18 protein-coding genes are annotated in these 22322 nt (G+C 63.6%); 4 read left to right on the top strand and 14 right to left on the bottom strand.

The window, feature by feature from the left end:
• Window positions 1–90: 90 nt before the first annotated feature.
• The 3 genes from NCS58_RS30010 to NCS58_RS30000 all read left to right on the top strand — a co-directional run bounded on the left by NCS58_RS30010 (window position 91) and on the right by NCS58_RS30000 (window position 4895).
• A complete protein-coding gene (locus tag NCS58_RS30010; RefSeq protein WP_250477577.1) occupies window positions 91–837 on the top strand; it encodes a helix-turn-helix domain-containing protein in 747 nt (248 codons plus the stop codon).
• 491 nt (window positions 838–1328) lie between these two features.
• Window positions 1329–1751: a PRC-barrel domain-containing protein gene (locus NCS58_RS30005; RefSeq protein ID WP_086961194.1), complete on the top strand. Its 423-nt coding sequence runs from the start codon at window positions 1329–1331 to the stop codon at window positions 1749–1751.
• A 312-nt stretch (window positions 1752–2063) separates the two neighbouring features.
• A complete protein-coding gene (locus NCS58_RS30000; protein WP_250538950.1) occupies window positions 2064–4895 on the top strand; it encodes an ATP-dependent Clp protease ATP-binding subunit in 2832 nt (943 codons plus the stop codon).
• A 54-nt stretch (window positions 4896–4949) separates the two neighbouring features.
• Here the strand turns inward: NCS58_RS30000 and NCS58_RS29995 are convergent, their stop codons facing one another.
• The 4 genes from NCS58_RS29995 to NCS58_RS29980 form a co-directional block, all read right to left on the bottom strand.
• Window positions 4950–5222 (bottom strand): UBP-type zinc finger domain-containing protein, encoded by a 273-nt coding sequence (locus NCS58_RS29995; protein ID WP_061119005.1) that lies wholly within the window; start codon window positions 5220–5222, stop codon window positions 4950–4952.
• 65 nt (window positions 5223–5287) lie between these two features.
• Window positions 5288–6523, bottom strand: a complete 1236-nt coding sequence (locus NCS58_RS29990; RefSeq protein ID WP_061119004.1) for an NAD(P)/FAD-dependent oxidoreductase — start codon at window positions 6521–6523, stop codon at window positions 5288–5290.
• Between the two features lie 349 nt (window positions 6524–6872).
• Window positions 6873–7148: a hypothetical protein gene (locus tag NCS58_RS29985; RefSeq protein WP_250477579.1), complete on the bottom strand. Its 276-nt coding sequence runs from the start codon at window positions 7146–7148 to the stop codon at window positions 6873–6875.
• Between the two features lie 181 nt (window positions 7149–7329).
• On the bottom strand, window positions 7330–7464 hold the full coding sequence (locus tag NCS58_RS29980) for a DUF1269 domain-containing protein (protein ID WP_250477580.1): 135 nt from the start codon (window positions 7462–7464) through the stop codon (window positions 7330–7332).
• 831 nt (window positions 7465–8295) lie between these two features.
• Here NCS58_RS29980 and NCS58_RS29975 point away from each other — a divergent pair.
• Entirely contained in the window at window positions 8296–9216 is a 921-nt protein-coding gene (locus tag NCS58_RS29975; protein ID WP_061119002.1) for a LysR family transcriptional regulator, read from the top strand.
• On the opposite strand, the gene NCS58_RS29970 is transcribed toward NCS58_RS29975, so the two are convergent.
• The 10 genes from NCS58_RS29970 to NCS58_RS29925 form a co-directional block, all read right to left on the bottom strand.
• Window positions 9213–9914 carry a sterol desaturase family protein gene (locus NCS58_RS29970; protein ID WP_061119001.1) on the bottom strand — a complete coding sequence of 234 codons (702 nt, stop codon included), beginning with the start codon at window positions 9912–9914 and terminating at the stop codon, window positions 9213–9215. The genes NCS58_RS29975 and NCS58_RS29970 overlap by 4 nt on opposite strands.
• Before the next feature lie 62 nt (window positions 9915–9976).
• Entirely contained in the window at window positions 9977–11353 is a 1377-nt protein-coding gene (locus NCS58_RS29965) for an MFS transporter (RefSeq protein ID WP_061119086.1), read from the bottom strand.
• A gap of 94 nt (window positions 11354–11447) precedes the next feature.
• Entirely contained in the window at window positions 11448–13175 is a 1728-nt protein-coding gene (locus tag NCS58_RS29960) for a GMC family oxidoreductase (RefSeq protein WP_061119000.1), read from the bottom strand.
• Window positions 13176–13204: 29 nt separating this feature from the next.
• Window positions 13205–14011, bottom strand: coding sequence for an enoyl-CoA hydratase/isomerase family protein (locus tag NCS58_RS29955; protein WP_061118999.1), 807 nt, complete (start codon window positions 14009–14011; stop codon window positions 13205–13207).
• A 6-nt stretch (window positions 14012–14017) separates the two neighbouring features.
• Window positions 14018–15589 (bottom strand): AMP-binding protein, encoded by a 1572-nt coding sequence (locus NCS58_RS29950; protein ID WP_061118998.1) that lies wholly within the window; start codon window positions 15587–15589, stop codon window positions 14018–14020.
• The gene (locus NCS58_RS29945; RefSeq protein ID WP_061118997.1) at window positions 15582–16127 is read right to left on the bottom strand and encodes a (2Fe-2S)-binding protein; all 546 of its coding nucleotides are present in this window, start codon (window positions 16125–16127) and stop codon (window positions 15582–15584) included. Before NCS58_RS29945 ends, NCS58_RS29950 begins: the two co-directional genes overlap by 8 nt.
• Window positions 16124–16945, bottom strand: coding sequence for a xanthine dehydrogenase family protein subunit M (locus tag NCS58_RS29940; RefSeq protein ID WP_061118996.1), 822 nt, complete (start codon window positions 16943–16945; stop codon window positions 16124–16126). Before NCS58_RS29940 ends, NCS58_RS29945 begins: the two co-directional genes overlap by 4 nt.
• Entirely contained in the window at window positions 16942–19965 is a 3024-nt protein-coding gene (locus NCS58_RS29935; RefSeq protein WP_061118995.1) for a molybdopterin cofactor-binding domain-containing protein, read from the bottom strand. The genes NCS58_RS29940 and NCS58_RS29935 overlap by 4 nt, the downstream gene beginning before the upstream one ends.
• Window positions 19962–20582: a UbiX family flavin prenyltransferase gene (locus NCS58_RS29930; protein ID WP_061118994.1), complete on the bottom strand. Its 621-nt coding sequence runs from the start codon at window positions 20580–20582 to the stop codon at window positions 19962–19964. Before NCS58_RS29930 ends, NCS58_RS29935 begins: the two co-directional genes overlap by 4 nt.
• The gene (locus NCS58_RS29925; RefSeq protein ID WP_061119085.1) at window positions 20575–22077 is read right to left on the bottom strand and encodes a UbiD family decarboxylase; all 1503 of its coding nucleotides are present in this window, start codon (window positions 22075–22077) and stop codon (window positions 20575–20577) included. The genes NCS58_RS29930 and NCS58_RS29925 overlap by 8 nt, the downstream gene beginning before the upstream one ends.
• Window positions 22078–22322: the final 245 nt, after the last annotated feature.

Below are 22322 nucleotides of genomic sequence, written 5' to 3'. Positions count from 1 at the left end.
AATACAGGTTCTTCGCACTTGCAATGGTTTCACTGCCACTCGATCGGTACGTCCTGCACGGACTGCGCCACTGAGTCGGCGCAATGGATCTTGTGTGTCATCCCGGCGGACCAGACCACCGCACACGCGAGCGTCGCCGGCGGCAGCGCACGTTCATGTGAGTACATAAGCGTCAGTGCGCCATTCATCGCGATCGTGCCGGCGTGGGCCCGCACCGTGCTCGACAATGAGGACGATCCGCGCGGACTCGTCGTCGCGCTCAGTTCGGCTAAATTAATGGAAACCGCTCGAACGTCGCTCGGCATCATGGGGTGCGATATCCCATACTGGTTCAAGGCGTGGGACCCTTTCCTACGCGAAGCGGCCTACACCCTTTCTGCGTTGTACTCCGGCAGAAGCCCGGACCCCATATGTCTCGCCGCGTTCGGCGACGTGATTGCACTGCATCTCGCGTGTCGATATGGCCGCCCCGCCGATCCGCGCGACACGGGCACAACGCTCACCCACGCAAAGCTGAGCGTCGTGGAACGCTTCATACACGAGCACATCGCGGAGCACATCCAGATCGAGCACCTCGCTGCGCTCGTGCACATGAGCTCGTCGCATTTCGCGCGGGCTTTCAAGAACGCGACAGGGCATCCTCCCCACTTTTACCTGACGACCGAAAGGTTGAGACTAGCGCAGTCGATGCTCTCGGAAGGCAGCCTCCCGCTCATTGATGTCGCAGCACGCGCGGGCTTCCAGACCCAGCAGCATTTCACCGAAGTGTTCCATCGATATGCAGGCTGCACGCCCCGCGCGTTCCGCCTTGCGCATTCCCGCCCGACGTTCCGATGATGCGCGCGGTTCGATCCCTGAGCGACCAACAATCGCAGAAATCCGACACCTCTGGGCAGGAACTCGGAAGAAGCGCGCGCCTCGCGGACATACGCTGGACCATACGTGCCGCATAAAGTTGCGCGCGCAGTATGGGTCGGCTGCTGGCGATTCGACCGAAAAACTCAATCATCGACGAAGTATTCGGACTGGCATGTGGTGCTCGCGCGCCGTGGTGCCGCCGGCATCCTGGCCGGCCTCCTCGCGCTCTGTTTCGTGGTCTCACGCTGCCATCATCACCGGCGTGCTGAATCTGATCGCCGGGGGTCGGCAAAATGCGCGGCCGCACGGAGTAGCTGCTGACCTTCATCGGCGTGCTGTCGGTGCTGTCCTCGTCCGCGGCGCATGGAAGTGGCGCAGCGCCAAGCTTCGCGACAAGTTGAAAGCGCCGCTGCGTTCTTGAGCGCGTCCTGCGCCCGGCGCAACATACCGTTGCTTATCTGGAGAACGCCATGACGACTATCTTCGCATCGGCCGCAAGGCTTTCGATCATCGTGCTTGCGCTAACCGCCGGTGGCTTCGTGGCCAGCGGCGCGATCGCGCAGGATGCGCCCATCGCCGGCAAGGCTACGCTCGGCGTGACCGTCACCGAAGCGCAATTGGTCGCAACAGGCTGGCGCGCATCCAAGATGATCCACACTGATGTCTACAACGAAAAGAACGAAAAGATCGGCCGCGTCGACGACCTGATTGTCGCTCCCAATGGCTCGCTCTCGGCCGCGATTATCGACGTGGGCGGCTTTCTCGGGATGGCGGCGCACCGCGTCGCCATCCCCATTCAACAGTTCAAGCAGATAGCGCCGAAGGCAATCCTGACCGGCGCAAGCAAGGAGGCGCTGAAAAAGCTGCCGGAGTTCGAATACGCCAAGGGCTGACATCGGCCGCGAACGCAGCGGCACGAGTCACTGACGTTTTGGGCCACCACGCGCGTTCGGGCGATTTCAGCGAGCGATTCCATTGCCGTCGACCTCGATCGTGCCGATACGCGTCATGCGCGTGCCCAAGCGGTAGAAACAAGGCAGACCGCAAAGCAAATCGAGATTAGGTAAGCCGCGAATCCCGCGAGGTCTCGCCGCGAGGGATCGTAAAGCAGGCGGCCGGCGAGGCAGAGATATCCAGGATGTGGACAACCCCAGTCGCCCACATTTCAACGCACAGCGCGTGGGCAGAACCTCAAGAGGAACATCATGGCCAAATGCAGTGTTTGCGGCAAACCGGCGACTACACAGATCACGATCACCGAGAACGGCCAGCGCCGCCAGTTGATGCTGTGCGACGAACATCACATGGAGTTCATGGCACGCCATCAGCGCAGCCTGTCGCCACTCGAGTCGCTTTTCCACGGCGGGTTGTTCGAGCGCCTGTTCGAGGAAGGATGGTCGCCATTCGAAAACGGCGGCACGGACTGGGAGCGGGCCGGACGTTCCGCGCCTGGCCGCGGGTCGGCTTCGGCCGGGTCATCCGGTCCGTCTGAAGCAGCGGGCGGTCCCGACAGCAGCGGTGCCCGCCCTCGCCGACGCAGGCGTGCACGCGAGGCCGTCGACCTGCAAAGCTTTCTGAGCGAAAGCGGACTCGACCGGTTGCAGGCGGCCGCGCAGAAAGCCGTCGAGTTCGGCAAGAACGAGGTCGACACGGAACATCTGCTGCTCGCGCTCGCCGATAACAACGTGGTCAACGAAATCCTGCGAGAGTTCAAGCTCGATGCCGACGATATCAAAAGGACAATCGAACGGGACGCGCCGCGCGGTTCGGCCAAATCCGATGGCGAGGAGGCCCGAATCGGCGTTTCGCCGCGCGCAAAGAGCGCGCTTGAAAATGCACTCGTGGCGTCGCGCGAGCTCGACCATAGCTATGTCGGCCCGGAGCACATCCTGATCGGTCTCGTCGAGGAAGAAGACGGCTTCGCCGGCGAACTGCTGCGCAAACTCGGGCTGACGTCACAATCGCTGCGTCAGAAAGCGGTGAAGGTGGTGGGCCAGGGCGCGGAAGACGGTAGCGTCGAAGGCCGCTCCTCCACTCCGACGCTCGATAAATACGCACGCGATCTGAGCCAACTGGCAAAGCGCGGCAAGCTCGATCCGGTGATCGGCCGCGACAAGGAAATCGAAACGACCATCGAAGTCCTCGCACGGCGCCGCAAGAACAACCCAATGCTGATCGGCGAGCCAGGCGTCGGCAAGACGGCGATCGTCGAAGGTCTGGCGCAACGCATCGCGCAGGACGAGATCCCTGAAGTGCTGCGCGGCAAGCGCGTGCTCGAGTTGAACATCAACAGCGTGGTGGCAGGCGCGAAGTATCGGGGCGAATTCGAAGAGCGCGTCAAGCAGGTGCTTGACGAAATCGTTGCGAATCAGGACCGGCTCATCATTTTCATCGACGAGCTTCATACCATCGTCGGCGCGGGCCAGGGCGGCGGCGAAGGCGGGCTCGATATCGGCAACGTGTTCAAGCCGGCGCTCGCGCGCGGCGAGCTGCATCTGATCGGCGCAACCACGCTCAATGAATATCAGAAGTACATCGAAAAAGATTCGGCGCTCGAACGGCGTTTCCAGCCAGTGATGGTGCCCGAGCCGAGTGTCGAGGACACGATCGATATCCTGCGCGGCCTGCGCGACCGGCTCGAGGCGCATCACAAGGTGAAAATTACCGAAGAGGCGATCACGGCCGCGGCGAAGCTGTCGGATCGCTATATCGCCGCCCGCTTCCTGCCAGACAAGGCCATCGACCTGCTCGACCAGGCCGCGGCACGCGTGCGGATTTCGTCGAACTCGCGACCGCAAGCGCTGCACGGTATCGAGGGCTCTATCCGCCGTCTGCGACAGGAGCAGGACTCGGCGAGCGCGGCCAAACAGTTCGACAAGGCGAAGCAACTGCAGGAGAAAATCACGGCCGAGCAAGCTCGTCTGAACGAGTCGACCGAAGCCTGGAAGAAAGAACGCGGCACCAGTTCGCAGGAAGTCACGGCGGAAGATATCGCGCAGATCGTGTCCTCGCTGACCGGCGTGCCGGTCTCCGAGCTAACGGCCGAGGATCGCGAAAAGCTGCTGCGTCTGGAAGACCGTTTGAAGGAACGCGTTGTCGGCCAGGACGAAGCCGTAACAGCCGTATCGAAGGCCGTGCGACTTTCGCGCGCGGGGTTGACCGAAGCGGGCAAGCCGATCGCCAGCTTCCTCTTTCTCGGACCGACGGGCGTTGGCAAGACCGAACTCGCGAAGGCGCTCGCAGCCGCGGTGTTCGGCGATGAAAACGCGCTCGTGCGCATCGATATGAGCGAATACTCGGAACGCCACACGGTGGCCCGTCTCGTCGGCGCGCCTCCGGGCTATGTCGGTTACGAAGAAGGCGGCCAGCTGACCGAGCGCGTGCGGCGCCACCCATACAGTGTCGTGCTGCTCGACGAGATCGAAAAGGCGCATTCCGAAGTGCACAACATCCTGCTGCAATTATTCGACGAAGGACGTCTGACGGACGGCAAGGGACGGCTCGTGGATTTCACCAACACCGTGATCATCGCCACCAGCAACATCGGTTCGCAGATGATTCAGGACAACATGAAGGCCGATTCGAAACAGCTCGACTATCCCGCGCTGCGCGACCGGCTGATGGAAATCCTGCGGCATCACTTCAAGCCGGAGTTCCTCAACCGTGTCGATGAAGTGGTGGTGTTCCATGCGCTGGGCAAGGAGCAGATCCGCCGGATCGTCGATCTGCAGCTCCAGCGCGTGCAGCGCACGGCGGCCGCGCAGAATATCGAACTGTCGTTCGACGATGCACTGCGTGATCATCTGGCTACGGTCGGATACGATCCCGAGTTCGGCGCACGGATGCTGAAGCGCAAGATCCGTCTGGAAGTCGAATCGGAACTCGCCGACTCGCTGTTGAGAGGCGATGTGCGCAGCGGCGATGCCGTCGAAATCGGCTGGGATGCCGGTGAAAAGGCCGTACGTGTGAAGAAGCTGGCGGCGGAGGAATCGACGACCGCTGAAGAAACCAGGAAAACCGCCGAAGCCTCGGCCTGAGGCGCGGAAACGACGGGTGCGGCCGGCGGAGTCAACGCCGCCAGCTGTACCCGCTTACAGTGTCACCTCTCCTGCGATCATCTCGTCGCGATAGCACCAGATCCACGATTCGCCCGGTTCAATGGAACGCACCAGTGGGTGGCCGGTCGCATGATAATGCGCGCTAGCATGGCGATCGGGCGACGAGTCGCAACAAGCAACATGACCGCACGACATGCACAGCCGCAGATGCACCCAGGCGTGGCCGAGTTTCACGCAGTCCTCGCAATAGCGCTTCGTGGTTTGTAACACGCGGATGCCGTCCAGATGCGTGCAGGTGGGAGTCATGGTCAGCTCCTGGTGATGAGATTGGGACAAAGCGAGCGGATAGCGCCTCACTCATGCGAGGCACATCATGCGCCGCTCAGATAGCGGTGCACGAGCGCTACCGCCGTGGCTCCTTCGCCGACGGCGGCTGCCACGCGTTTGATCGAGCCATGGCGGACATCGCCGGCGGCGAACACGCCGGGCATGCTGGTTTCCAGATACAGCGGCTCGCGATCCAGCGGCCACTGCAGCTTCCGGTCCGTGTCGTGGAGGTCAGGGCCTGTCACGAGATAGCCGGCTTCATCGCGAGCCACGCCCACTTCTTTGGCCCAATCGGTCTGCGGCAGGCCGCCAATGCAAACGAAGAGCCAATTCGTCTTCACGCGTCGCGCTTCGCCGCCGCTGCGATGGGTCAGCGTGATTTCGCGTAGCACGTCGTCGCCGTGCAATGCGGTAACGGTCGTGCAGGTCAGCACCTCGATGTTCGACGCGGATGAAATACGGTCGATCAGGTACTGCGACAGTGTGCTTTTCAGCGACGTGTCGCGCACCACCATCGTGACGTGATTGCAGTACTGGGAAAAATGCATCGCGGCCTGCCCCGCCGAATTGCCGCCGCCCACGATGTACACGTCTTCGCCGCGAATCAGCGACGCCTCGCTCGCACCCGCGCCGTAGTACACACCCGCGCCGCTGAAGCGCGCTTCCTCCGGCAATTCGAGCCGCCGGTACGCGACGCCCGTCGCGCACACCGACGTGCGTGCCGTGATCCGCGTACCGTCTTCCAGCTCGACGATACCGTTGCCCGTCGAGAATTCCGCACGCACGCCGGCACGGGCCAGCAGGATTTCCGCGCCGAAACGGACTGCCTGATCGCGAGCCCGCTCTGCGAGCTCGGTACCGCTGACCCCGTGCGGAAACCCCAGGTAGTTCTCGATCTTCGAAGTGGTGCCGGCCTGCCCACCGACAGCCCAGCGCTCCACCAGCACCGTACGCAATCCCTCGGACGCACCGTAGACCGCAGCGCTCAGACCGGCCGGCCCGGCGCCATAGATCGCGAGATCATATTCCGAGCGTGACGGGCTGCGGAACCAGCCGAGCTTTTCGGTGATCTGCCGGATGGTGGGACATTCCAGTCGCGTGCCGTCGTGAAACTCGCACACCGGCAGGCGCGAGTCGCCGAGATGCTGCACGTGTGCCAGCTTCGCCGCCTCTTCATCGCTGTTGAGTTCGACCCACTCGAAGGGAATGTCGCAACGATGCAGGAAATCGCGGATCGCATAGCCTTCCGACGACCGCATGCGTCCATAGATCTTGACCATGTGTGCCTCGCCAATGTCTGTGTTGCGACATGTGTAGTCAACAGTCAAAGGGCATTCGCCGACGCTTCGATCTTTTGACGGATGACGCGGCGGCCCGTTGGAGGCCGTCACACACGGCTTGGGCCTCGGTTAGTCATTCTGGCTGAGCGGTCTCGGGACGAAACTTCGTCAACTCATCCGAAGCCTTGAATACGCTGACTGCGCGCGCCATGCGCCGGAATCGCTCTGCTCCGGTTGCACCGCGAACGCGTACCCTCGCCACGCGAACGTCTGTCTCTGCACACGGTATCCGGCGTCAGGCCGGGACGCCGCCTCGATTCGTTGAACGCACTGGCCCGCGCACGTCGTCTCAATCCGGCAGAATGAACTCCGTACGCATGTCCTCGATGACACGCCTGACCTCTCGAAGATAGTGGGCGCCGCTTTCATTGAGCGCGAGCATGTCCCAGTTCCGGCCGGAGGCATCGGGCGGATGCCGCTCCGGCAGCGGCACGCGGACTCGCAGATGGTGGGGAACGTCAGTTGCAAGCTGCTCGACGCGCCGTTGTGCTTCGTCGCGAATCTGTTCGGCCGTTTGAATCGACTTGGACATGGGCTTGCCCTCATGAGTGGCGAAGGTCGACACGGACTCACGTCGCGCGAAAGTCTCGCGCAGAGATCACGCGCAGGTGATTTAAGTCTAGTGCCTGTTCGGAGAAAGGTATGCGCTGGCGGTAAAGTACGTGCGATGACTAGCCGCGACGATCACCGCGCGCGACGAAAGTGATGCTTCGTTCACTTTCATGCCATCCTCGCCCGGGCGGTGTTCAGGTAGCCACGCCGCCGGTGTTCAGGCCCTCCAGTGCCTTTCTCAGACGTTCCTCCTCAACGTTCGTCAGAGACGTCTTCAATACCTTTCCACCGAACGGTTTCAGTTCCGGCAGGACCTTGTCGAAATTCACAAGTCGGCGACTCGGCAACGCTGCAGCGGTGCACCCGCCCGGCGCTTACTTCCGCATGCTGCGGGGGCCAGTGACGGAATGTAATCATCAATCAAGATTAGGCTTGCGCTGTATGCGGTTCTTCCGCCTTCCTGCCGAGACATGTCGGTTTTCGATCAGCGATGCAGCGACAACTTCACCCGTGTCATGCTTCAAGATTCCGCCTGCCGTTGAAGCGCGGCGAGCCGCCGTTGACGGCGCACATTCACAGCTTCGCTTTCTTGCCCCGCGCACTCTCGGCTAGCCCTTCGATACCGGTGTCCGCGTTGCGACACACGTTTCGCAGGGACGGCTCAGGCGCAAACGCGTTTGCTCGAAATTCGCGCTGAACGTAATCGAGGCCCGTTGGGGTGCAAGAAGTGCGGGGAGAGAGAGAAGGACTATCAGGGGCTTCAACCTGACTGTGGGATGAAGCCCAGTTCGTCGAAGGCCGCAATCGCGGCGCGAAGCTTGCGCCAAAGCGCGCCACCAGCGCGTCGCGCTCGGTAAACATTGTTTGCTTCCCTCAGAGCCGCAATCAATGACACGCACAATGAAGTCGGTCCTGTTGCACTAACCGAGCACCCCGTTCTGCTTTGACAGGGGACGTCCAAAGCGTACCTTCGACGTCGGTGGCGAACAAACCGCCTGAACCATCCTTCAGTGGCGATAATGCGTGCATCCACTCGTCGCTTTCCATGTCGCGCAGGCGCGTTCCTGAGGGTTTTCGGCGGCTCGCCGCTGCGTTGATAGCATGCTTCGACCTGTGGCTACACTGGCAGTTTCCGGCTTTCCCCACCGCGATCGGGCATCATGGACCTCAAGCAAATCCAGTATTTCATCGCCCTCTTCGAGGATGGCTCTGCCACGCGCGCGGCCAAGCGCCTCAATATCGTGCAGCCCGCGCTCAGCATGCAGATTTCAAAGCTCGAAGCCGAACTGCGACAGAAGCTCTTCGAACGCGGCCCGCACGGCATGGCGCCGACCGAAGCGGCGCGCCTCATGTATCGCCTGTACACGCCGATCATGCGCGACATTGAGCACGCGCGCGAGCAGTTGAGCCGGCGCGACATGATCATCACGGGGCGCATTTCGCTCGGAATGGTGGCGTCGGAAGCGGAAAGCGTCTTGCCGGAGTCGCTCGCGAGGTTTGACGCGCTCTTTCCGCAAGTCGAGGTATCGGTGGCCGACGGCTTCAGCGCACAGCTCATCGATGCGGTCGAGGCAGGCCGGCTCGATGCCGCGATCATCAACAAGCCGCGCGGTCGCCTCGCGCTCGATGTCGAGCCGTTGCTGGTCGAGGAAATGGTGTTCGTGACGAGCGCCATACATGGCGTCGAGCTACCGCACGAGATCGATCTCGCGAATATGTCCGGGGTAGAACTCGTACTGCCAACGCGCCGCAACGGCCTGCGCGGCGCGCTCGACGCCGCGCTGATGGCCGCCGATATCGTCATCAAGCCGAAGTTCGAAATCGATCTGCTGAGCTCGATCGTGCAGTTCGTCGAGCAGGGAAATATCGCGACGATCCTGCCGCGCGTGGTCGTGCAGCGCAAGGTGGATGAAGGCGTGCTGCGCGCTCACACGATCACATCGCCGCCGATAGTGCGGCACATCATCCAGGTCACACATCCAAAGCGGCCGATCGGCCCCGCCGCACAGGCGCTCATCACGATTATCACTGACGAGATAAAGCGCGTGACGACGGGTGTTTTGGCAAAGCAAGCGCCTTAGCGGCTGCGTTCCAACGGTTCGCGCGCACGACTCGGAACGTCGCTTCGCGTGCCAAACAGCGTGTCGCAGATCGGGAACGTGAGGTTGAAGTTCTGTGTCGCCATCACTTCGGGATCGTGGTGTGTGGCGTGCAGGCGCCGCACTGTGTTGACGAGCGGAACGCGGTCGAGGAAGGGGCTGTCGGTGAAGTGTGAGAGCGTATGCAAGCCTTCGTACATCAGAAAGTACGCCGCCATCGTGAACAGCGCGATGTAGCCTGCGTTGCGAGAGAATACGAACCCGATCACGAGCGCGAACGGCACGGCCGCCAGCACGAACGCAACCGGCGCGAAAGGCGGAAACAGCAGCGCGCGCCAGTGACGGTGGCCCTTGTATTCAAGCGTCACATGCGTGAAGAACCGGTGATGGACCGCGCAATGGCGCTTGTAGATCATGCTGAAATACTTCGTCGGACGATGCAGCACGTAGCGGTGCGCCGCCCATTCCGCCCAGTTGCCGAACAGAAAGAGCGGAATGACCGCCAGCCATTCGGCGAGCGTCGGCGCATGAAGCTGCATCAGGCAATACACGATCACGCCGCCGGTGAAGAGCAATGTGAAGCCGAGGTGCATCTCGCCGCGATACCACCATGGCGTGGCATTGACATACTCGTCACGGAACTTGTAGGAACGCGCACGAACGTCTTCTTCGTATTTCATCGATGTCTCCAGCTGTTGTGAAAGGCGTGCGCCGGTTGGCGTCCGCCGTTATGTCCAATGACTCAGGAGGGACTGCGCGCGGAACCGCCTTCGAGCTTGCCAAGCGTCTCGGGCACGACGAATGCGCCCACGAGGAAGATCACGCTGATCGCGCCGATGAAGATGGCTAGCGTCATCGGCAGCTGGCTCGCGTCCTTCGCCACCAGCGACACGGCCGTCGGCATCATCCCGCCGATCGCGAAGCCGATATTCCAGGAAAGGCCCGTGCCGGTCGCGCGGATCGAGGTCGGGAAGCGTTCGTTCAGGAAGATCAGGATCGGCGCATATCCCGCGCTGCCAAGCGCGCTGAGAAGGACTGCATAGATGCCGACCATCATGATGCTGTCCGCGGTAGGCAGCAGCAAAAACAGCGCGGGCAACGCGACGAGCCGGATCAGCCCGATCCACACGAACGCACCCTTGCGGCCGATGAACGTGCTGAGGTGCCCTGCCGCGATCGATGCGATCACAACCGCGACGCTGCAGATCATCAGGATCGCCGCGGCCGCACCGTTGGGTGCGTGGCTGACTACCTTCAGGAACGTCGGCAGGTAGCCCGATGTCAGATAGTAGCCGCTGCCGCCGCCAATCGTCAGGAGCAGGTTGACGAAAAGGATCTTGCGATAGTCGCGCGAGAACAGCGTCTTGAGCGGCGAGCGCACAACTTCTACAGGCGCGCTCTTGACCTGCGCGGTCGCCCTCGCAGCCTTTTCGGCGGCGAGCTTCTTCCAGAGAGGCGACTCTTCAAGGCTGTTAAACACGAAGAGACCGAGCACCGAGCTGATGATGCCGGTGAAGAACATGCAGCGCCAGCCCCATACGTCAAAGGCATCGCCGGGGAAAAGCGCCGACATCGCGAGGAACGTTACCGAGGCGAGCAGCGCGCCGAGCCCTGCCCCGCCGCCGCCAATCAGTCCCGACACCGCGCCGCGATACTTCGGCGCGACGGATTCCGTTCCGATGGTATGCGTGGACGCAACCACGCCGCCGACGAACACGCCCTGGATGAGGCGCAGCAAGAGGAAGAGAATCGGCGCGAGCACGCCGGCTTGAGCGACGGTCGGCAGCAGGCCGAACGCGGCCGTCGACAGGCCGACGCCGACCACCGCCACGATCATCGCGCCTTTACGGCCACGGCGATCGGCGTAAGAACCGAAGAGCGCGGAGCCGAGCGGGCGCATCAGCAGTGTCACGGCGAACGATGCATAGACGGCGGCGAGAGAAAGCATCGCGTTTTCGGAGGGAAAGAAAAGACGCCCCACCACTGGCGCGACATATAAGAGCACGAACAGATCGAACAAGTCCAGTGCCCAGCCGAGACACGAAGCTACCACTGCGCCCATCACCTGTCGCTGATCGACAGCGGGTGCGGCGGCGCCATTTTGCGCTGCTACGGACATTTCCATCTCCTTGAATTCACCGGGCCATCTCTCGATCGACCCGGTGTTGAAGGCACGTTGTTATGGCGTGCTCTTATTGCCGTTAAGAAACTTGTCAGTGCGCGGCGGCGAGCGGCGTCGTTGTCCATGCGCTGCCTGCGCGTCTCCTGACCATTGCGTCGGCGATCTTTTCGGCAATCATGATGGTCGGGATATTGGTATTCGCCGAAGGCAGTCGCGGCATCAGCGATGCATCAACCACTCGCAAGCCTCGCGTTCCGTGCACTCTGCCCTCGGTGTCGGTCACGGCGCTGCGCTCGCGCGCGTCGCCCATGCGGCACGTTCCGCTTGCATGCCATACGCCAAAGACGTTCGCGCGGATGAAATCCGCGAGCGCGCGTTCATCGGCGAGCAGCTCGGAGATCCTGAGCCCCCGCGTGAAAAAGCGTTCGATCAGCAGGCGGCGAATCGGCGCGGGTGTATCGAGCAGCGTGCCGAGCACCGAAGTCAGCAGCGCGTTGCCCTCGCCAACACGGCTTAGCGCCTTCACGCGCGGCGAAAATGCCGCAGGAAAGAAATCGCGCTGATCGTGACCGAGGCCCGATGCCGCGACGATCTTCGCGAGCACCCGCACGCCGATCGCAAGCCGATCGAGGTCGCGTTCATCGTCGAGCAAATTGAGTTCGACACGCGGTGCGACCGCTGCATCGGATGAAACGAGCTGCACGCGGCCTCGCGAATACGGCCGGTTGCACCAGAGAAAGAAGAGACCAAGCCGGTTGCCGAGCGAATGCCATGCGGCACGCGTCGCGCTCGACAGATACAGATCCGACGATTCGCCGCCATCGACGCCCGACGTGAAACGAGCCGCCGTCATGCTTGCGCGCCGCCGGGAAAGCGGCATACGAAAGCGCGGTTCGAGAAAATGGCAGAAGGTGAGCGACGGATGATCCTGCAGATTGCGCCCGACGCCTGGCAGGTCGACGCGGCATCCAATGCCGAGCTCGCCGAGCTCGTGCTCCGAACCGATGCCCGCGCGCATCAGCAACGCGGGCGACTGGAGCGCGCCTGCACAAATGACGACCTCATCGGCGAAGAGACGCACCCGCTCGCCGTTCGGCGCCACCGCGACCACGCCCTGAGCAGCGGTCCCTTCCATCACGATTCGCTCGACACGCAGGTTCGAATAGACAGTGAGATTGGGCCGCTTGCGTGTCGCTTCGTCGAGGTACGCGACAGCGGTAGACACGCGTTTGTCGTCGATATTTGAGAACGCCCCCGGGAAAAAGCCATCGCCGAACTCGGCATTCTGGTCCTGCAAGGCGGCGAAGCCGTTCGCACGCAGACCATCGGCGAACGCGTGACAGAACGGGGGCCAGTTTTCCGGCATGATGCGGCGGATCGGCACTGGACCATCGCTGCCATGCAACGCCCCGGAGGGGAAATTCACATCACGCTCGAGCTTGCGAAAATAGGGCAGCACGTCGTCCCATGCCCAGCCCGGCGCGCCATTTTCGGCCCACTCGTCGTAGTCGCGCGGCAGGCCGCGATTCGCCGACTGCACGTTGATACTCGACCCGCCGCCCATCACACGGCCCTGCTCATACACGCGCGGCGCCGATGTCTTTGTCGCCTTCGCTTTCAGATCCGGCCAGATGTAGGTATCGCCGCAAAAGACGGGCATTGGATAGCTGTCGAGGATATGCGCGGGCACCGCGCCCGGCGGCGTATCCGCGCCCGCCTCGACCAACGCGACGCGCAGCGACGGCACCGCCGACAGTCGATGCGCGAGCACGCATCCCGCCGATCCGCCACCGATGATCACGTAGTCGAAACGTTCCATTGCCTGTCTCCTCGTCTCTTGCTGGCTTCTCAGGAACCGCGGAACGCGGGATTGCGCTTGCCGTGGAACGCTTCGACGCCTTCACGGAAATCGTCCGAGGTTCGCAGACGGCTATAGCAATGCCCTTCGAGTTCGATCGCGATCGAGAGCGGCGCATCTTCGGAATCGTTGAGCAGCTTCTTCGCCGTGCGTTGCGCGAGCGGCGAGAACGTCCGCAACTCGTTCACGAGTGCATCGGTGGCAGTTTCCAGTTCCGCATCCGGCACGCACTCGACCGCGATGCCCCACTCGTACGCCTGCTTGCCCGGTATGCGGCGCGAGCGCATCACGATGTCCTTGGTCCTGCCGATGCCGACCATCTGCTGCAAGCGCGCCGATCCGCCCGAGCCCGGAATCTGCCCGAGCTTCTGTTCGGGCAGTGCATAGAATGTGGTCTCGGTCGCTATGCGGAAGTCGCACGCAAGTGACAACTCGAAGCCCACGCCGAAGCAGAAACCGCGATTGGCCGCGATCACCGGCTTCGAGCAGCGCGCGGGCGCCGCGATATTCCAGGCGAGCTTCGAGACATGCTCGGGCGAAGCTTCGAGAAAGCCCTTGATGTCGCCGCCGCTCGAAAAGTGCTCGCCCTTCGCGCGCACGACGATGACGCGCACGCGATCGTCTTCGTCGAGCGCTTCGAACGCGGCGCGCAACTGGTCGCGCGCGTGCATCGAGATCACGTTGAACGGCGGGCGATGCAGGATGATGTCGGCGCGCTCGCGCCCGGCGTCGATCTCGATCGAGAAGCCGTCGAGGTCCTTTAGCAGTGCCTGGCCGCGATGGATCAAATCGGTCATGGTGGTCTACTCCTTCGTGATTTCGGTGTGGTGTGCAGCGGATGCGGACGAACCGTCATCGCATTGATATTCGCCTGCGGATAGCTTGCGGCGCAGGATCTTGCCGACCGGCGATTTCGGGATGTCGTCAACGAACACGTAATCGCGCGGACGCTTGAAGTTGACCAGGTCCGACTCGCGGCACCATGCGTCGAGCGCGGCTGAATCGACGTAGTCACGGCGCTTGATGAACGCGACCACGCGCTGGCCCCAGCGCTCGTCCTTCACGCCCGCGACGGCCACTTCATCGACCGACGGATGCAGCGAAAGCACCGATTCGATATCGACCGGCGAGATGTTCTCGCCGCCGCTGATGATCATGTCGTCGACTCGTCCGGAAACGTAAAGGTCGCCGTCTTGGTCGAAGTAGCCGGTGTCGCCGGTGAAGTACCAGCCTTCGCGAAGCGACTTCGCGTTGGCATCGGGGCGGTTCCAGTAGCCTTCGAACGCTTCGTCGCCGAGCAGGTCCGCGATGATCTGGCCTTCCTCGTTCACCGGCGCGAGATCGTCGGGCGACTTCGCATCGAGCTTCACGACGCGAAGTCGCGTGTTGATGCCCGCACGTCCCGCGCTGCCCGGCTTTTTCGTCGCGTCCTGGTCGATGCTGAACGTGTAGACCTCGGACGAGCCGTAGTGGTTGACGAACAGTTCCGGCGCGAACGCGGCCGAGAGGCGCTTGAGCAGGCCATCGTTCATCGGCGCTCCCGCGAAGCCGAGCTTCTTTACCGACGAGGTATCGATGTTCGCGAAGGCGGAATCGGCGAGCAGGTCGTGATAAAGCGTCGGCACGAGATACAGGCACGTGAGGCTGTGCTTTGCGATGGAGTCGAGCGCGAGCCGCGCGTTCCAGCGCCGCACACAGACGAAGAGACCATCGACGAGCGCCATCGAGAGCAGCGAGCGCACGCCCATCGTGTGATAGAGAGGCATGACCCCGAGCGTGCGTTCGCCGTGCCGGTACAGGTTCTGCGCGACATGCGCGAGCGCGCCCGCGCGTTCGTGCCGGTGACGGCGCGGCACGCCCTTCGCCTTTCCGGTCGTGCCCGATGTGTAGAGGATCAGCGAGAAATCGTCTGCATTCGCGTCGGTGGTCTCGCCTGCATGCGTGCGTTCGACGAGCAGCGCGTCAAAGGAGGTCGTGCGGCCTTCTGCATCATCGAGTCCGATGCGCGGCACGTTTTGCGCCGCGCTGCTTTGCATGACGGCATCCGCGCACACCGGTTCGAAGACGATTGCCTTCACGTCCGCGTCAGTCACACAGTAGTCGAGTTCGTCGGGTTTGGCGCGCCAGTTGAGCGGCACGATCACGATGCCTGCGAACTGGCAGGCCCAGTGCAGCGTCGCCATTTCCCAGCGGTTTTGCAGCACGACGAGCAGCCGGTCGCCGCGTGAGAGACCGAGTTCGCGCAAGCCATCGGCGACATCAAGGATGACGCGGTGCCACTGCGCATAGGTGAATTGCAATTCTCCATCGACGAGCGCGAGCGCATGCGGGCTGCGCTCGACGCTTTGCAGGAACGTGCGGCCGAGATCAAGCATGCTCGACCTCCTCGCCTTGTTCGCTGCGGATGCGACCATTGCGACGTGCCGCAACGTCGAGCACCGCCTGGACAATCGGCGTGTAGCCGGTACATCGGCAGATATGGCCCGAGAGCATCTCGCGCACCTGCTCTTCACTCGGATCGGGCACGCGTTGCAGATAGTCCGCACACGACATCAGGATGCCCGCGGTGCAGAAGCCGCACTGCAGCGCGTGATGCCGCTGGAACGCCTGCTGCAAGTCGCCGAGCGTCTGATCGGGTGCGAGACCCTCGACCGTATCGACACGCCTTCCCTGCACTTGCACCGCGAGCATCAGGCACGAACGCGCCGCGACGCCGTCGATGTGCACCGTGCACGCGCCGCACACGCCGTGTTCGCAGCCGACATGCGTCCCGATCGCGCCGAGCTCGTGCCGAATGAAGTCCGACAGCAGTTCGCGCGGCTCGCAATGGCCGCTGCGTTCGCGGCCGTTGAGCGTCAGCGTCACGCGCTGCGCTTCGCCTTGCCGCAGGATGTTCGTCGATGTCTTGCTCACTTCGCCTCCTCAATCACGCGCCATCCGAGTTGCCGGACCAGATGCCGGCGATACTTCGCGCTGATGTGGGCGTCGTCCTGCGCGCCCAGCTTCCAGCTCAAATCGTTCAATGCCCCGCGCAGGTCGTCGCCTGAGAGGCGCGGCCAGCGTTCGACCGTCGGCCGGTCCGCAACGCCGCCCACCGCGATGCGGATCGCGTCGTCCGTCACGACCGCCGCGCACGCGACCATCGCGAAGTCGCCGTGACGGGCGGAAAATTCGGTGAACGCGTAACGCTCGCCCGGCTTCTTCAGCGGAAAGCGCACGGACTCGACGAGTTCGTCCGGTTCGCGCGCCGTCATCAACATGCCTTGAAAGAAGTCCTGCGCCGCAAGCACGCGCTTTTTCTTCGTCGAGCGCAACGTCACGTCGCCGCCGAGCACGGCAAGCACGAGCGGCAGTTCGGCGCTCGGGTCCGCATGCGCGATCGAACCGCATACGGTCCCGCGATTGCGGATCTGAAAATGCGAGATATGCGGGAACGCCATCGCGAGCATCGGCACTTCGTTGCCCAAGCTCTTGCGCCATTCGACGCTCCCTTGCGTCGCCGCCGCGCTCACGCGCAATTGCCCCGTCTTGTCGTCGGCATGAACCTCGTTCAGTTCTTCCGTACGCGAGATGTCGACGAGCACGCGCGGTTGCGCGAGCCGCATGTTGAGCACCGCCATCAGCGACTGGCCGCCCGCGAGCACGCGCGCGTCCTCGCCGAATCGAGCGAGCGCATCGAGTGCTTCGTGCGTCGACATGGCGCGCAGATAGTCGAACGGGGCGGGCTTCATGTGCGGCTCCTGAAACGCGCGATGACGCGTGAAATCCATGAACCGCCCGCCTGCACCGGCCGGCCGGCGGCCTGTCTTCCGAGCGATTCGAAGAGTTGCTTGAGCACTACTTTCGCCGCGCCTTCGAGCATGCGGCCGCCGACCGCCGCGACCTTGCCCGACACCTGCGCTTCGTAGTCGTAGGACAGCCGCGTGCCGTGGTCAGTGGGCGTGAGCTCGACGAGCCCGTTGCCGCGCGCGCTGCCCAGCGGCGAGATGCCCGCGCCCGAAAGCCGCAGCCGATGCGGCGCGTCGATCTCCGACAAACCGATGCGCGCTTCAAAGCGCGCCTTGATCATGCCGACGCCGACCGTCACATCCGCGCGATACTGGTTCGGCGCCGTCTCGTCGAGCGCATGGCAGCCGGGGATGACCTTCGCGAGCGCTTGCGGGTTCAGCAAGACGGCGAAGACCGCTTCGGGCGTCGCGGGCAAATCGACCGTGCCTTGCGCCGTCAGCGCCTTGCCGCCCGGCGTCGCGGGCTTCTTCGCGGGCGCGTCGCGCAGTTCGGGCCGCGACGGCTCGGGGTCGTCGATGCCGATCAGCGCCATCACTTTCGACGGCGTGAGCGGCAGGCGAATATCGTCGACCCCGAGCGCATCGGCGACGGCATTCGCGATGCACGGCGGCGTACTCATGTTGTTGCCCTCGCCGAGACCTTTCGCGCCGAGCGGCGTGAACGGCGACGGCGTTTCCAGATGCACGATCACCGGATCGGGCACTTCGCAGGTAGTCGGCATCAGGTAGTCGGCGAGCGTGCCGGACTGGAAACTGCCGTCCGCGCCATAGCGGAACTCTTCCATCAACGCCGCGCCGAGACCTTGTGCGAACGCGCCGCGAATCTGGCCGTCGGCGAGTGCGGGGTTCAGCAGCGTGCCGGCATCGTGCGCGGTCACGTAGCGGTCGATTCGCACGCGGCCCGTCGCGCGATCCACTTCGACGCCGCACATATCGAACGCGAATCCATAGGCCGCCGACGTGTTGATGCGATCGTTCTCGTCGGGCGCCTCCATGTTCGGGGGCGTCCAGAAGACGGTCTCGCGCAAGCCTGGTTCCTCGCCTTCGGGCAGGAGCGCGGGCGCCCAATGCGGCGCGTTGCTCGCGATGCGCGGAAACGGCAGCGCGCGATCCTCGGCGCCCTTCGGGTAGATGCGCGCGCCATCGAAGCAGACTTCCTCGGGCGCGCAGCCGAACTGTTTCGCGACGATGCGCGAAAGCTTGTCGCGCACCCGTACCGCGGCGAGATGCACGGTGCCCGCCACCGCTCCCGCAAAGCGGCTCGAATAGTTGCCCGACGCGACGGACCACGCGTCCTTGTGCGTGTCGAACTCGACGTTCACAACGATGTCTTTCGGATCGAGCCCGAGCACATCCGCGACGACTTGCGCGCACACGGTCATGTGGCCCTGCCCCGCCGGCGTCGACGCCACCGTCACGACCACGCCGCCGAGCAGATCGACGCTCACCGTCGCGCTTGCGATCGCGCCGCTCTTCGGACCGGCTTTCCTGCGCGCTTCGGCGGGCATCACGGTCGTGATGTAGCCCATGTTGGACATGGAAGGCTCGACGATCGCCGCAAAGCCGATGCCGTATAACCGCCCTTCGCCGCGCGCCGCCTCGCGCCGCGCGACGAGTGCGTCGTAGCCGCCGTCCGCGAGCGCGCGGCGCAACACTTCCTGAAAGTTCCCCGAGTCGAGCAGCGCGCCCGCCGCCGCGCGATATGGAAATGCATCGGCAGGAACGAAGTTGCGCCGGTATACGTCGAGCACGTCGAGCTTCAGCTCGATCGCGATGCGCTGCATCAGCCGTTCGAGCGCGAAGTAGACCTGCGGACCGCCGAAGCCACGCACGAGCCCGGTCGGCGTCTTGTTGGTCAGCACGACGCGATTGCGCACGACGAGGTGGTCGATGGCATACGCGCCCGTCAGGCAGCCGTGCATCCGGTAGAACGTCGCGGGTTCCGGCGCGCGTACGTAGCCGCCGACATCTTCGAGCTGATCGTATGAAAGCGCAGTAATGCGTCCGTCGTTTTCGACGGCGGCTTCGATCGTGGAGAAGCGCGCGGTCGCCGAAGTTGCCGCGCTCAGATGCTCCAGCCGGTCCTCGACCCACTTCACCGGCGCGCCCGCCTTGCGCGATGCAAGGCACATCAGCACGACATAGGGAAACACCGCCTGCTTCACGCCGAAGCTGCCGCCCGAATCGCGCGGCGCCTTGTGACGCAGACGATTCGCCGGCACGTTCAGCGCCATCGCCATCACGGCGTGCAGCGAAAACGGCCCCATGAAGTTCGAGGTGACGTCGTAGCCTTCGTTGCCCGACAGATACTCAGCGATCACCACGCCGCATTCGATCGGCGCACACGTGTTGCGCGGGTAGTGTGCGACTGACTTCACGCGATGCGGCGCCTTTTCAAACGCTGCTTCGGGATCGCCGTAGCGAAAATGCCGGTCGCTGATGACGTTCGTGCCGACGCGGTCGTGCAGCACCGGCGCATCGTCCTTGATCGACTCTTCGATCGATGTCACCGGATCGAGCATCGCGTATTCGACCTTGATGAGATCGAGCGCATCTTCGGCAAGCGCCCGCGATTCGGCCATCACCACGGCCACCGGCTCGCCGACATAACGCACGCGATCCATCGCGAGCGACCATTGCTCCATGGGGGACTTCACGCCGACGACAAACGGCCGCGACCATGCGCGCAGATCGTCGCGCGTAAGGACCGCGCGAACGCCCGGCAGCTTCGACGCCGCCTGCGCATCGATCGATACGAGCTCCGCATGCGCGTGCGGCGAGCGCAGCACGGCCGCGTGCAATGTGCCGGGCTTGATCGCGATGTCGTCGCCGTAGCGGCCGCGGCCCGTCAGGATCGCGGGATCTTCGAGGCGCTGCATCGAACGGCCGACGTGGCGCTTCGCAAATGGCGCCTGCTTGGCGCGCGCCTCGATATGTGCGAAAGAAGTCTCGCGCTGGTTCATCGCGCGGCTCCTTGTTCGCAGCTTGCGAACTCGTCGGCGAGACCGCTCCAGCGCCGCGCGATCTCGCCGTGCTCGATGCCGAATAAATCCAGAATGCGGCCGACCGTGTGATCGACCACGTCTTCGATCGTCTTCGGATGCGCGTAGAACGCGGGCACCGGCGGCATAACGATTGCGCCCATCTCGGTGGCGAGCGTCATGTTGCGCAGATGCGCGAGGTTCAGCGGCGTTTCGCGCGCCACTAACACGAGGCGGCGGCGCTCCTTGAGCATCACGTCGGCGGCGCGCGTGAGCAGGTTGTCGGCGAAACCGTTGGCGACGCCTGCGAGCGTCTTCATCGAACACGGCGCGATCACCATGCCCTCGGTCAGGAACGAGCCGCTCGCCACCGCCGCGCCGATGTCGCGCACATTATGAACGACGTCGGCGAGCGCATCGAGGTCGCCGCGTCCGAGGCCAAGTTCCTGCGCCGCCGTGACCGCACCCGACGCCGACACGATCAGATGCGTCTCGTGCGTGCCGAGCCGGCGCAGCGCGGCGAGCAGGCGCACGCCGATCGCGGCGCCGCTCGCGCCCGAGATGCCGACCACGATGCGCGACTTGTTTCGCTCAGTCATGGTCGCGGCCCAGGTAAGCTTCGAAAGCGGCGTTGTCGCCGGCGACGAGCGCGTCGAGTTCGACCGTGTCCTGCCCGGGAATGCGAACGCGCGTAAACACGTGTTCTGGATAGACCACGGGGCGCGTCGCGTCGAGACCCATCTTTGCGCTCACACCTTGCAGATGCGGCGGCGCGTCCGCCGGTTGGCCCACTGTCGTTGAGGGATCGAGCGGCGAACCCTGTGCCCCCTCGATCACGACGAGATCGCGATCGGCCTGAAAGCGCGTCGCGATCGCCCATTCGATTTCGGCGGGATCGTGCACGTCCACATCGGTATCGACGACGACGACCTGCTTGATGTCGTAATGCGCGCCGAACGCGCACAGGATCACGTTCTTCGCTTCGCCTTCCCGCTTCTTTTCGAACTGCACCCAGAGGTGATAACGACACACGCCGCCAACCGACAGATGCACATCCGTGACACCCGGATGGCTGCGTCGCAGATGCGCGAGGAGCGTCGCTTCGCGGGGAATCCCGCCGAGTAACAGATGTTCCATCTCGGCGGGCACGATCGTATGAAAGACCGGATCGCGGCGATGCGTGACTGCCGTCACCTCGATCACCTCGCGCGCTTCCTTCGCGCTGTAATACTTCGGGAATTCGCCGAACGGGCCTTCCGGCTCGCGCACGTTCGGCAGAATGCGTCCTTCGATGACGATCTCGGCGAACGCCGGCACATGCACGCCGCTCGTCACGCATGTCACAACCGGCAGCGGCGCGCCATGCAGCGCTCCGGCGATCTCCAGTTCGTCGTGATCGATCGGCGTGATCGCCTGCGAAGCGAGCATCGTCAGCGGATCCACGCCGATCGCGACGGCCACGTCGAGGGCATCGCCCGCTTCCTCCGCGGCTTTCTGGAACGCGTACAGATGACGCGGCAGGAGCAGGATCGCCATGCGGTCCGGGCCGTGCACCTGAATGCGGTTGATCGACACGTTCTGCACGCCGGTGCGCGGATTGCGCGCAATGACGAGACCCGCCGTGATGTACGGGCCGTTGTCGTGTTCGCTGTGGGTGGGAATCGGCAGCAATGCGTGCAGGTCGATGCCGTTCGTATGAACGATCTCCTGACAGGGCGCGTTTGCGCGATCGACCACCCTCGATGCGATCGGCTGCGCGACCGCCGCAGAAAAGCGCGCGAGCAGGCCCGCTTCCTCCACGCCCAGCGCCTCCGCGATCCAGCCGCGCTTCGACATGAAGCCGGAGACGACCGGCACGCCCTTGCCGCCGGGCTGCGTAAAGAAAGCGGCCTGCGTACCGTCGAGCCGTTTGGCGATCGCGGCGAGTTCGTGTTCGAGCGCAACTGGCCGCTCGATGGTCGCGAGGCGGCCGGTCTTCGCGAGATGCGCGAGCCAGTCGCGCAGCGTGAGCGCTGACGTCTCTGAACGATTCGAAGCCCACGGAAGAGCAAAGGTGGAAGAGGTGCCGTGCGTAGCGGCATCGCGAATATTCATCTGCGTCTCCATCGGTCCCCTGCGTTTTTGCGGCCGGAGCGCCGCGGCAAGGGATGAAATGAAGCGTAGCGAGATAGCGATATAACTTCTAATACTGTTTTTTGATGCGTTGAATCATTAATGTTGATATCAGCGTTAGCCCCAATGACACAGGTCTTTCGGACCGATATCAATACACCGGTGATGTCTCGACGCACGGCCGCGCATTGCGCGAAATGGCCGGAATCTAATGCCGCGCCGATGAG

Source organism: Caballeronia sp. INML3B (assembly GCF_023631305.1).
GTDB classification, from domain to species: domain Bacteria; phylum Pseudomonadota; class Gammaproteobacteria; order Burkholderiales; family Burkholderiaceae; genus Caballeronia; species Caballeronia turbans.
Note: the sequence above shows the minus strand (reverse complement) of the source record. Positions and strands in the feature narration are given on the sequence as shown.